14 protein-coding genes and 1 pseudogene are annotated in these 12,311 nt (G+C 44.7%); 13 read left to right on the top strand and 2 right to left on the bottom strand.

Annotated features, from left to right (window positions below):
* The coding region (locus Q7P41_RS02355) for a bifunctional nuclease family protein (protein ID WP_303881838.1) at positions 1-438 on the top strand (438 nt) is incomplete at its 5' end.
* A 69-nt stretch (positions 439-507) separates the two neighbouring features.
* On the opposite strand, the gene Q7P41_RS02350 is transcribed toward Q7P41_RS02355, so the two are convergent.
* On the bottom strand, positions 508-780 hold the full coding sequence (locus Q7P41_RS02350) for a rhodanese-like domain-containing protein (protein ID WP_303881836.1): 273 nt from the start codon (positions 778-780) through the stop codon (positions 508-510).
* Positions 781-854: 74 nt separating this feature from the next.
* Complete coding sequence (locus tag Q7P41_RS02345; RefSeq protein WP_303881833.1) at positions 855-2,435, bottom strand: AAA family ATPase; 1,581 nt, start codon at positions 2,433-2,435, stop codon at positions 855-857.
* Positions 2,436-2,744: 309 nt separating this feature from the next.
* Between Q7P41_RS02345 and Q7P41_RS02340 the strand changes: the two genes are divergently transcribed.
* The 12 genes and pseudogenes from Q7P41_RS02340 to Q7P41_RS02285 form a co-directional block, all read left to right on the top strand.
* Positions 2,745-3,218: a DUF134 domain-containing protein gene (locus Q7P41_RS02340; RefSeq protein WP_303881832.1), complete on the top strand. Its 474-nt coding sequence runs from the start codon at positions 2,745-2,747 to the stop codon at positions 3,216-3,218.
* 147 nt (positions 3,219-3,365) lie between these two features.
* The gene (locus tag Q7P41_RS02335; protein ID WP_303881831.1) at positions 3,366-3,779 is read left to right on the top strand and encodes a DUF5320 domain-containing protein; all 414 of its coding nucleotides are present in this window, start codon (positions 3,366-3,368) and stop codon (positions 3,777-3,779) included.
* Positions 3,780-3,878: 99 nt separating this feature from the next.
* On the top strand, positions 3,879-4,208 hold the full coding sequence (locus tag Q7P41_RS02330; protein WP_303881830.1) for a NifB/NifX family molybdenum-iron cluster-binding protein: 330 nt from the start codon (positions 3,879-3,881) through the stop codon (positions 4,206-4,208).
* Between the two features lie 72 nt (positions 4,209-4,280).
* Positions 4,281-4,634, top strand: coding sequence for a NifB/NifX family molybdenum-iron cluster-binding protein (locus Q7P41_RS02325; protein WP_303881829.1), 354 nt, complete (start codon positions 4,281-4,283; stop codon positions 4,632-4,634).
* 151 nt (positions 4,635-4,785) lie between these two features.
* Positions 4,786-5,664, top strand: a complete 879-nt coding sequence (locus tag Q7P41_RS02320; protein ID WP_303881828.1) for an ATP-binding protein — start codon at positions 4,786-4,788, stop codon at positions 5,662-5,664.
* Positions 5,665-5,694: 30 nt separating this feature from the next.
* Positions 5,695-6,612 (top strand): ATP-binding protein, encoded by a 918-nt coding sequence (locus tag Q7P41_RS02315; RefSeq protein ID WP_303881827.1) that lies wholly within the window; start codon positions 5,695-5,697, stop codon positions 6,610-6,612.
* A 24-nt stretch (positions 6,613-6,636) separates the two neighbouring features.
* Entirely contained in the window at positions 6,637-7,506 is an 870-nt protein-coding gene (locus Q7P41_RS02310; RefSeq protein WP_303881826.1) for an Mrp/NBP35 family ATP-binding protein, read from the top strand.
* Positions 7,507-7,688: 182 nt separating this feature from the next.
* A complete protein-coding gene (locus tag Q7P41_RS02305) occupies positions 7,689-9,482 on the top strand; it encodes a hypothetical protein (RefSeq protein ID WP_303881824.1) in 1,794 nt (597 codons plus the stop codon).
* A gap of 74 nt (positions 9,483-9,556) precedes the next feature.
* Positions 9,557-10,081, top strand: coding sequence for a nickel insertion protein (gene larC / locus Q7P41_RS02300; protein ID WP_303881822.1), 525 nt, complete (start codon positions 9,557-9,559; stop codon positions 10,079-10,081).
* 100 nt (positions 10,082-10,181) lie between these two features.
* Positions 10,182-11,243, top strand: coding sequence for an iron ABC transporter permease (locus Q7P41_RS02295; protein WP_303881820.1), 1,062 nt, complete (start codon positions 10,182-10,184; stop codon positions 11,241-11,243).
* A 41-nt stretch (positions 11,244-11,284) separates the two neighbouring features.
* The gene (locus tag Q7P41_RS02290; RefSeq protein WP_303881818.1) at positions 11,285-12,037 is read left to right on the top strand and encodes an ABC transporter ATP-binding protein; all 753 of its coding nucleotides are present in this window, start codon (positions 11,285-11,287) and stop codon (positions 12,035-12,037) included.
* Positions 12,038-12,039: 2 nt separating this feature from the next.
* A pseudogene (locus Q7P41_RS02285) lies at positions 12,040-12,311 on the top strand (hypothetical protein); the annotation flags it as partial.

Here is a 12,311-nt window from a genome sequence, read left to right as displayed (position 1 = left end):
GAGGTGAAGACCATGTTTAATAATATACAAGTATTTGTTAAAGGCATTGTCATCGACGAGAACAACAATCACGTAGTAATGTTAAGCGACAAAGAGGAAACAAAAGTTTTGCCTATTGTTATCGGTCCGGTCGAGGCAATGGCCATTTTGATGAACATGCAGGGAATAACTCCTAACCGCCCTCTAACTCACAACCTGCTTAAAAATCTTTTAGATTTGCTGGGGGCAGAAGTCGAGCAAATAATCATAACGAATATAAAGGACAACGTTTATTATGCAAACTTATACATAAAGCACGATAAATACACCTTTGAAGTTGATTCCCGTCCAAGCGACGCCATAGCCATTGCCCTTGCCTATAACGCCCCGATATACATGAACTTGAAGTTAATCGAATTTACGGTAAATCCTTCGGACCTAAACGTCGATCGCAGCTGAACACATATGCGACTTCAAGGTTCAACTTTTAAAAAGCCCTCATGTTTGACTGCAGTTATCTCATGAAGTTTACTTTACAAGTTCAAAGGGCCAGCCCTCTATGCCTCCTTCATGGACAAATACCTTCTCAAATCCCAGGCGACGGAGGATGGAGTAAGCATCCCAGCCTCTCACGGAAATCTTGCAATATGTGACGATATCCCAATCTTTGGGAAGCTCAGAAGCTTTCTCCCATAGATGTCCCGTGCGGAATGTTAACGCAATCATAGGGAAGTTGACCTTGAGTTTTGATTTCTTCCGGAGTCCTGACGTCAACACACAAAGGATTCCAACCTTCTTCAATTTTTTCCTTCAGTTCCAAGGGGCTTGTTTATCAATAGGTGTAGATTCGCTTGCTTGCCATCGAAGTTTCAGCTTTAATGAGAAATTGTTTCTCTTACTTCGTTTAATTTTAAGATCCTATCCACCCTAAAGGTCCTCTCGTCATTGCGGGCGTTGCAGAAGGCTCTCATTCCTATATACTCTTTGCCTTTGTATTCCATTTCACCAACTTCGCGCGGCCATACAATTCTTTCGCTTTTTTCATTATTTGGCTTTAAGTAAACGATTTCCAAAGGTTGATTTTCAAAGATGGCTTTCCTTATGAGATCGATTTTTTCCTCCAAGGATAGGGCTTCTTCTGACTTGTCATACTGACATTTAGTCAAAAAGCGCACGACGTTCCAGTCCATCCATATATGTTCCTTTTTGATCGGCTTTTTTAGGATTATCCCATCTAGGCAAGTGCATCGACTTAAGGCAACGTAAACTTGGCCGTGAGCAAAGGCACCTCGCCCGATATCTATGATTACCTTGTCAAAGGTCTTTCCTTGGCTTTTGTGAATGGTAACGGCCCAGGCTAGCATTATCGGGTACTGCGTGAACTTACCTATCGTTTGAGATTTCAACTTATCGCCATCGACATAAAGGTGAAAGATCTCCCAGGTATGGGGCGTTATCTCAACCTCTCTGCCATCTGATAGCTCTGCTACAATGACGTATTCTTTCTTGTCCTCAAACTCTAAAACGTCCTCGTAAATATCAATAATTCTTCCAATGCTTCCGTTTACCCACCTGCCAAGTGAGTCGTTGTTTAAAAGCATAATCTGAGCTCCGACTTTCACCTTAAGTTTCGAAGCCGTTGGTAAATAGTCGTTGCCAAATTCGCCTTTGATAGCGCCGTTAAATATATAAGTTTTGCCCTTAAGTTTAGAAAGCTGCTGTTCGTTAATTTCTTCTGCCCGCTTGTTTGTTGTAGTCAAATATACGAAGAATTCTTCTGGGTCGGGCTCAAAGTCGGGGGCTACGCGGCTGTTTAAAAGCTGCATGTCCTTGTCTGTAACGGTCTTGTTGCGAATTGCACCAAGGAGGTCGATGAATTTTTGATCGTGTTGTCGGTATATCTTATCGAGTTCAATGAATTCCACATCCAAGAACTCAAAAACCTTGGCGCTGTAAAAATAGGGACTCTCATAAAGGGTCTTAAATACCTCTTTTTCGTTTTTTGTAACCACAGGAGGGAGTTGATGCAAGTCTCCTATGAAGATCATTTGAATTCCGCCAAAGGGCAACTTGCTTTTAGGTCCGTTCAGCCTCAAAAATTTGTCCACACAGTCGAGCAAATCTGCTCGAACCATCGACACCTCGTCGATAACAATGGTATCAATCTTTTTATAAATATTGCTTGAACCCCTTGATGAACTAATCTTTTTTATCTTATCCAACGTGACGTTGGGCTTAAACCCAAAGAAAGAATGTATCGTCTGGCCCCTGACGTTTAATGCGGCTACACCGGTCGGGGCCAAAACTGCCACTTTTTTATTGGTATTTTGCTGAAAATACGATAACAACGTGGACTTTCCCGTACCGGCTCGTCCCGTGATGAAGACATTTTTATTTGAATTTTCCATGAGATCCAATGCCTTGCGAAAGCCTTCGTTGATTTCAATCTGTGTCATGTGATTTCAAACTCCTGCGTGCGTTTTTTAAAACACTCCCAAAATGTTCATTTGCTTCAAGTAAATCATATCATTGTTTAAATCTAAAATTAAGATCCGAATGCTCATTAAGCGCCACCTTTCCAGCTCCTGGTGCGCTTTTTATTGACGCAAAGTCGTCAAAGCAATTACAATATAATAAACATATGTCCAAAATTATACGTGCAAGACACTAACTTAAAGCGAAAGCTGATCAGCGGCAAATTTACTTAACGATAAATTTTTTAGAAATGATCAAAAGAAGTGCTAACAATTGGAGTTGATGCAAATATGCCAAGACCGCCTAAATTTAGACGTGTCGAGTTTCTTCCGCAAGTAACAGTGTTTAAGCCGACAGGAGTTCCGCTGCGAGAACTCGAGGAAGAAGTATTGGCTGTAGAGGAGTTAGAGGCCATTCGCCTCAAAGACCTTTTAGGATTGGAACAAGAAGAATGTGCAGAGAGGATGAAAATCTCACGCCCCACATTTCAAAGGGTGCTCGTCTCGGCCAGACAAAAGATAGCAAGAGCCCTAGTAGAAGGTAGAGCAATTCGAGTAGAAGGCGGAAATTACAAAATAGCTTTTCGTCCCCGCAGATGTAGATTCTGCGACTTTGAGCTCGAAACCTTCGCTGACACAGAAGAAAGGGATAGCGAAATAAGATGCCCGCGATGTGGTGCTCGACATGAGCGCCTTGCTGATGAGGCCAGGGATACCTCAGGTGTTCCGAGGGGTCGCCATGGCAAAGGTTGGCGCCAAGAATAAAGAAAAAACACCTCCAAAGCTTCCAGATAAAAGATTTAAGAATTATTTTTATAGGTTATTGACATATGTTCATAACTATTGTATATTCGTTATGAACATATGTCCATTTTTCACCTTACGCCACATCGAAAAGGGAGGTGTAAGAGAATGCCAAGAGGCGATAGAACAGGTCCAGCGGGAATGGGCCCAATGACAGGGAGGGCTGCCGGCTATTGCGCTGGCTATCCGGTACCGGGATACATGAACCCTTATTGGTGTCGAGGCGCGGGCTTTTGGGGCAGACCCGGGCGTGGCTGGGGAGCCGGGTTCGGCCGAGGCAGAGGCTGGAGACGGATGTACCATGCAACCGGCCTGCCGGGTTGGGCTAGGGCTTATTACCCTTATTACCACGGATGGATGGCTCCGTATCCTGAAGAGATTCCCCAAGATGTACCTGTGGTCGAAGAGGAAATGGCCTTCTTAAAACAGCAAGCGGAAATTCTGAAAAGTGAGCTCAAAGCCATCGAAAAACGTCTGGAAGATTTGTCCTCTGTTAAGGATGAAGAAGCAGAGGGGCGATAAGTAGCGTAAAAGCAGGAACAGCTTTCGAAAGCCGTTCCTGCTTTGCTAAAAGGAAAGCGAGCTAAGAAGGGCAAATCATCTAAAGGGGAGGAAATCAAGATGAAACTGGCAGTTACCGCACAGGGCAAGGACTTAGATGCAGCTTTAGATCCGCGCTTTGGCAGATGTCAGTACTTTATCATCATCGATCTGGATGCGGGAGAACATGAAGCGGTCGTTAATAAATATTCGACGGAAGCTGGAGGCGCAGGCGTTCAATGTGCCCAACTTCTTGCAGATTATGGGATCGATGTTCTTGTAACGGGCAAGGTGGGCCCAAAGGCAGCGCGTGCTCTCGAAGAGGCCGGCATCGAAGTCTATACTATGGCCTCGGGCACTGTGCGTGAGGCTACAGAAGCGTACAGAGAAGGAAAACTCGCGAAAGCTTAGCGTGCAACGTCATGATTGTAGTATGTTCATGCTTCATATAATAATTTTACAGAATGAGGAGGGCGAAAAAGCGTGAAGATCGCAGTAGCAACGGATGGTTGTATGGTAGCAACACATTTCGGTCGATGCCCTGAATACACGATATTTACAATAGATAACGGAACAATAACGGATAAGGTCGTAATTTCAAACCCCGGACACGAACCTGGTTTTCTGCCAGAGTACCTTTCTAAACTCGGGGTCACATGCGTAATTGCCGGTGGCATGGGTTCAAAAGCCCAAAAGCTATTCTCTGAAAAAAATATCCAAGTCGTGACGGGAGTTTCTGGACCTGTCACGGAAGTAGTGAACTCCTATCTGGCTGGATCGCTTCAGTATGGGCCCAGCCTTTGCGAGCACGGCAAACATCCCAATGGTTGCGGCTAACACGCTCGGGCCCGTTCTAAAAATCTTAGTACCGTGAATCGAGCCTGGCAAATATCTCAAATTTTATGCTTACATGATTCAGCATTAGCTCATGCAATAAGGTCTGAATACAGACCAGTTAACGATTAATTTGAAGCGATGGAGATGGACGATGATCATAACGGTAGCAAGTGGAAAAGGCGGAACCGGCAAGACCACCGTGGCGGTAAATCTTGCCTTGACTCTCGAAAATATCTTATCGGTGCAAATTTTGGATTGCGACGTGGAGGAACCAAATGCGCATTTGTTCCTTAATCCCGAGTTTAGATATTCGGACATTGTCACGCTTCCCGTGCCGGCAGTTGACCAAGGCAAATGTGTTGGGTGCGGTAAGTGCAGCGAAATCTGTGCTTTTAACGCAATCATCGTCCTTGGAAATAAAGTAGTAATTTTCTCCGAGCTTTGCCATGGCTGTGGAGGCTGTAGCCGTTTTTGCCCAGAAGAGGCTATATATGAAAACCCCAAGGAGATAGGGGTCATAGAAGGCGGGCTGGCGGGCAAAATCGCTTTCATTCAAGGAAGGTTAAAGATAGGAAACCCACTGGCACCTCCAGTGATAAATGCGGTAAAGAAAAGGGGCAAAACTTCCCAAGCTGACGTAACCATCATCGATGCCCCGCCAGGAACGTCTTGTCCAGTTGTTGCGTCACTTAAAGATAGCGATTTTTGTATCTTAGTCACGGAACCGACGCCTTTTGGACTTAATGACCTTATTTTGGCTGTAGACGTGGCAAGGCAGCTGCAAATTCCCTTTGGAGTGGTAATTAACCGCGCAGATCTAGGTAACAAAGACATATTAAACTATTGTAAAGGAGAAGAAATACCCATATTGACGCAAATACCATTTGATCGAAGGTATGCAGCCTGTTATGCCAGGGGAGGACGACTTATAGAGGAATTTCCTGAATTAAAAGAAGCTTTCAAGGGGCTTTGGAAAAGAATTTGTGCCTTAGCTAAATATGATCCGATCGATGAGGGAATCATCCATTGAATTTAGGTGGCATGAGGCCGAAGGGATGACATGAAAGTGAAGGAACTGCTGGTTGTAAGTGGCAAAGGCGGAACTGGGAAAACTTCAATAGTTGGGAGCTTTGCGGTCTTGGCCAAAGATAAAGTACTAGCCGATTGCGATGTAGATGCAGCCGACCTGCATCTTTTGCTTAAACCCCATATAAGACAAACCAATGAATTCTATGGCTCCAAAAAACCCGTGATCGATTACAGAAAGTGTAACGGGTGTGGCATTTGCGCTGAAAGCTGTCGCTTCGAAGCCATTGACAAGATTAATGCCTCTAGCGACAGGAAGGTCAAGATCGATCACATTACCTGCGAAGGTTGTGGTGTATGTTTTTGGGCTTGCCCAAAGGATGCAATAACTTTGAAAGACCACCTTTCAGGTCACTGGTTCATCTCAGATACATCTTTTGGCCCCCTAGTTCACGCCAGGCTGACACCGGGTGAGGAAAACTCGGGCAAGCTGGTGACCCAAGTACGACGTGAAGCACAATTAATAGCTAAAGGTCAGGGGTTAAGCTACATAATTACTGATGGCCCTCCAGGCATAGGATGTCCCGTGATAGCCTCCATCTCAGGAATAGATCTGGCCCTCATCATTACAGAACCCACTGTGGCCGGCATCCATGATTTTAAAAGGTTGCTTGAATTGATAAGGCACTTCAAAGTAAAAACCTTGGTTTGTATCAACAAGTATGATCTGGACGAAAAAAAGTCAAAGGAGATGGAGCATTACTGCCGTAGCGAAGGAATAGATCTCGTTGGAAAGATTCCCTTCGATGAAGAAGTAGTAAAAGCTCTTGCAAAGGGAATGCCTCCAGTAGCGCCGACAGGTCATATTTTTGAACATTCTAGACACAACGAAGGAAAGGCTTCAAAAGCAATACGAGAGCTTTGGACAAAAGTATTAACGTACCTTGAGTAATCACAAATAGGAGGATGAGAAACAATGCATATCAACACCGAGGGCGATCAAATTACAAACAACTTTGAATCCAGTCCGGTGACCGATAAGTTACCCCAAGGACAGTTTAGTAACGTTCGCCATGTCATAGCGATAATGAGCGGGAAGGGCGGCGTTGGAAAATCGTCAGTTACGGCTCTTCTTGCCACCACTTTTGCGCGGCAAGGTTATAAAGTCGGCGTACTCGACGCAGACATAACCGGGCCTAGCATACCAAAGGTGTTCGGAATTAAGGAGAAGGCCAAGGGAAATGAGTTTGCTATATTTCCGGCAGTAAGTGATATATTTAAAATTCCCATAATGTCGATCAATCTTCTCCTCTCGCAGGAAGATGATCCCGTAGTATGGCGAGGTCCGCTAATTTCAAACGTCGTAAGGCAATTTTGGACTGATGTCAAATGGGGAGATTTAGACTTTTTATTTGTAGACCTTCCGCCCGGCACAGGGGATGCACCGCTTACAGTCATGCAGTCTTTGCCGCTTGACGGCATCGTGATCGTTTCGTCACCACAAGATCTTGCTATAATGGTAGTGAAAAAGGCTATTAAAATGGCAAGAATGTTGCAAATCCCTATTTTAGGCCTTGTTGAAAACATGAGTTACGTCATATGTCCACACTGTGGCCAAAAATACGAAGTCTTCGGCACGAGCAAAGGTCAGACCGTTTCTAAAGCCATAAAGATCCCACTTCTCACCCAATTGCCGATTGATCCTAAACTTTCGGAATTGTGCGATAAAGGTCGCATTGAAGATTACAACCCTGAAGGTTTCAACGGTATTGTTGACATTATTACAAAGCACTTCAAAGGATCTGAAAAAATAAATTCAAATGAGCCTAAATCGCAATCACACTAATACGACGCATTGTAATATTAAATTTCATTATCTAAACTAAATAAATGCAATAGTGGTGTTTTATTTTAAAAAGCGTGGAGGTAGTGAGGCGCTATCTAAAAAGAAAGACAAATTACTAAAAATGGCTAAAAGCGTAACTAAAGAGGACCAAGAAATAGAAGAAGGCAAAGGAGGTGTAACAAGTGTATAGGGAAATTTTATCTTCCATTGCAGCTGCGAATGCCTTTGTTGAAAACGAGACCAGCGATCGGCTTGAGGCGTTGACAAAGGGGCACGGTATGTTGAACCTCGCCGTGTACAGCGTGGCTAATGCAATAGTCACTGAAATTTTAAGTGGGAGAAGCATAAAACTGTCTGACGCGAACCTGGAGGAGCTTCCCGTTGATGTCATCATGGACAAGGGAATAAAAGCTGCAAAAGATGCCGGGGCTGACGCTGCAAACGCTGCCTTGATCGTAGCAGCTTTCTTAAACCTTGCCGGGACTGCTTCTAGGGCCGGCGTTCCCGCGGGTAACAGAAAACTCGGTTCAATGGCAAGGATAAAAGCAGGTGCCTGCCGTGCTGGTGTCCAAGCCATTCCTACATCGAAGCTTAGCAATAAGGTTTCCGGCTTCCCTGCAGTAAAAGCTCTCTATGATGCCATAGAGGAGGGGAAGGTCTGTCGCTTCAGCGGAGCTGATGTCCCTCCCTTTGTAGCTGGAGGTGCGGTTTACGGTCACAGCGTTCTAGGAGAAGATATGATTTACTGCGACCTCGCTAAGAACGGGACGAAGGTGGCTGTCGATGCGATGTTCAAGGCCTATCAAGGTGTAGGAATCAATCCCAACCCTTGGCTTTCTGCTGCAATTGCTGCTGCTGCTGTTTTGGAGATCGCAAATCCAGACGGCATGATCGGGGAAGATTACGGAGAATTTTTTGTTCATGGAGTGGGATACCTAGTTGGCAAGTATGCATCCGAAGCTGCAGGTTTACCGGAGAAACTTCACATGAGGGGGACTAACAAGGAGTACGATACGGCAACGCTCATAGGAGATATAGGGATGATTTTAAAGGATGTCGGGGCACCGACGGTCGTAGGAATGATGACGTTAAACGAAATGATGGCATGTTTCCAAGAAGGTCCCATGATCGGTGCAGGTTTCGGAGCAGGTCCCGTTAATCCACCCCTTGCTCACCTCGTAAGCGATAGCATCGTTGCTGCAATGAAATTGATAGAAACGGGCGGCGACGAGGAAGCTGCAGCAGACATGATTCGCGAGATGAAACTAAATGAGTGGATCGATCCAGAAATTTCGGCCGCTTCAGCCAATATGGTAGCTCGCAAAGCAGAGCAGATCATGAGAGGACCTGTTACGAATGTGGTTATCAAAGCAACCCAAGGAATTCGCAACAACATGGAATTTCGTATAGCCAAATACACCTGGGACGGCTTGCAAGCGGGCAAATCGCTTGAGGACATCTGTTGTGAGCTCGATATCAAGAGGAAAGAAAAAGTAGAGGAAAGAACGGGGATGCTACTTGGTGGTATGTTCGGAAAAGAAATAACCATCAAATTCACCAAAATTGCTGGTGGTGCTCGCAGAGGTCATCCCTTCGCAAAAACGTTCTGGGGATTTGACGCTGATATCGATTGTACGGTAACCGTCGACGGAAAAGAATATAAAATTGAAGGTCTTTCACACAAAGTTGCCCCTGACGTTATACTGAACAAAAAATCAGAATGGTCTCTTCCCGTAACAGTAGCTTCTGTTGCGGCGCAGGAGCTTATGTACATTGGCTGTTGTACCGTTAACGTGGTCATCCCTGCAGCAATAGCGGCAACAGCGGGCAAGTTGAGCTGGGAGGAGGCAGGAGAACTAGCAGAAAAGGGTGCTTACATTACTCGCGCAATTCCCGGAGGCAAGGAGACAGCGCAGAGAGCGGCTAAATTAGCCATCCGCATTATGCAAGATATGAAAGACATGTCGGAGCTTTAACTACATGCCTTTTGAGAGCTTTTGAGAGGGGGTATCATACCCCCTCTCCTTTCCGGTAAAAAAGGGGGAGACCTATGCTGATTCTTGTCAACACCGATAACGTTTCGGGAGAAAGCTTGCCTTATCTAATTGACAGCCTGATGGATCGTGGGGCATCGAGCGTGCATGCTGTCCCGGCAATAACTAAAAAGGGCCGGAGCGAGTTTTTATTTTTTATTGACGTGCCTGAAGCTTACTTCAAAGAAATAAGCGCCTTTCTTGCATTAGAGCTGGATACATTAGGCTTACGAATTATTGAGCAAAAACATTTATCCTTCGGCCCAATAGGTCCCCTGACTATTCGCATTTACCACAAGGATTTTCCTAAACGCTTTTTCGACGTCAGGGCAAAGGAATTGTTCGATGAATTAGGTAAAACCATATCTTGCAAGGCTGAATATGAAGACCTGAAGCAAGCAATGCATTTTTTTAAAGACGTAACGACGATATCTTTCAAAAACATGAAATCCGCAGTGGAACTTGCGGGCATGTCTCATGAAGATATTCGAATTGGGGAAATGCTGTTTCGTCTTTTACCATTCGAAAGTCATCCTAAGTAGGGACAAAATCTTTGTATGAAGCAGAATTTCCTAAAGCTTCCTTGACTCTTGAGTATTACGATTTATAATAAACGTAACACTAACTTAGGAGACACATGACATGCTCGATAAACCAATCGTTGATTCGTATAAGTCCTATACACGTCGCCGTAATAGAGTTTTTATTGTCCTTATTTTGACGTTGTTGCTTACAAGCGCGATTTCCCTTTCTTTGGGCTCTTCAAACATGAGTCTTGCAGACTTGGTAAGTGCCTTGTTGGGCAATGAAGAGAGTACCAACTCAACGATAATATGGCATATCCGTTTTCCCAGGATAATTGGAGCTGTTCTGGCAGGATGGGCATTGGCCATGAGTGGGGTAGTGCTACAGTGCATTTTACACAACCCGCTGGCTTCTCCTTACACTCTTGGAATCTCACAAGGTGCAGCCTTTGGTGCTGCCTTAGCGATTACCGTCATTGGTTTTCAACCTACCGAGGTAAATTCTGCGATACTAAACTTTCTTTCGTTGGGAACTGGGTTTTTCGCCTTTTTGGGAGCTTCTGCTACAACCTGTGTTCTTTTGATATTAAGCCAAAAAAGAAAACTATCATCTGAGGCCATAATACTGTCCGGAGTTGCCCTCTCTGCGCTCGCATCTGCCGGCACGATGATGATCCAGTATTTTGCAAGTGACATAGAAGTGGCTTCTATCGTCTTTTGGACCTTTGGCGACGTCAGTCGTGCTTCGTGGAAGGATTTGTCCTTGGTAGCTATTTTTTTATTACCGTCTTTCATTTACTTTATGCTCAATCGATGGAACATGAATGCCATTATGGAAGGCGCCGAGGTCGCTAAAACCCTTGGAGTAAATGCCGAAAAAATGATAAAGATAAACATCATGCTTGCCGCTCTTGTTACATCTTTGGTCGTAGCCACCTTTGGCGTCATAGGTTTCATAGGATTGGCAGCACCTCATATAACCCGCCTTTTAGTCGGCGGGGATCACAGACATCTTTTGCCTCAATCCTGTATCACGGGAGCACTTCTGCTTCTCGTTTCGGACACCATAGCTCGAAATATTTTATCCCCTGTCGTGCTCCCAGTGGGAATAATCACATCTTTTATGGGAGCTCCTCTGTTTTTGTACATGCTTATGAAAGGAGGTAATCGAAAATTTTAAAAACTAAGGGTGTTTCATTTGCGTACAGAAAAGAAATTGTATTGCAGGGAGTCAGCCTCGAAGTCACTTCAGGATCTATATTGGCAGTAATTGGGATGAACGGCTCGGGTAAATCAACATTGCTTAAATGCTTAAACGGCCTGCTCAAGCCGAGATCTGGCATAGTGATGTTAGATGGAAAAAACTTAAACAAAATGAAACGCGAGGAGATCGCAAAACATGTAGGTTATGTACCGCAGCGTTACCACGAAGGCGATCTTACGGTTTTTGATGCTGTGTTGTTGGGACGAAAACCGCACATCTACTGGTCTCCTTCGGACTACGACTTCGACGTTGTCAATTATGCACTGCAAGCGATGGAAATAGAAAGATACGCGCTTCGTCCCGTAAGGGAGCTATCAGGCGGCGAAATTCAGCGAGTAATGTTGGCAAGAGCAATAGCTCAAGAACCAAAAGTGCTTTTGCTTGATGAGCCTACAAGTAGCCTTGATCTGTATCATCAAATCGAGGTAATGAATTTGCTCTACATGATGGCAAAGGATATGGGAATGGCAATTATATTTTCCATGCACGACATTAATCTCGCCTTACAATTTGCTGACAGGTTTTTGTTGCTAAAGGAGGGTAAAGTTTATGCTTACGGCGGCCTTGAGATAATAACTCCTCAAAATATAGAAGATGTATTTAAGGTTGAAGTGAGTTTGACGCAAATAGGCGACCATATCCTGGTGACGCCTCTATTGAAGTCAAAAAATAATTTTGACTTCGCCGAAAGTGTGAATCTGGGGGCTTAAAGATGATAGAGAAATTTTGCAAAAAGAGTTTTTTAATATTGGTCTTGGCTTTATTTGCAGCCACATTTTGGGCAACGGATCATGCCAGAGGAGAGACGATAATGGTTGAGGATATGGCTGGTCGATCCGTGTCAGTCGAAAGTCCTGTCCAGAGGATCGTTTGTGCAGGGCCCGGAGCGCTCCGTCTTATAACATACATGAATGTACAAGACAAGGTCGTGGGAGTGGAGGAGATGGAAAAAGATCCAACGGGACGTCCTTATGCATACGCTAA

The organism is Acetomicrobium mobile, from assembly GCF_937920065.1.
This window is presented reverse-complemented; position numbering and strand designations above follow the sequence as displayed.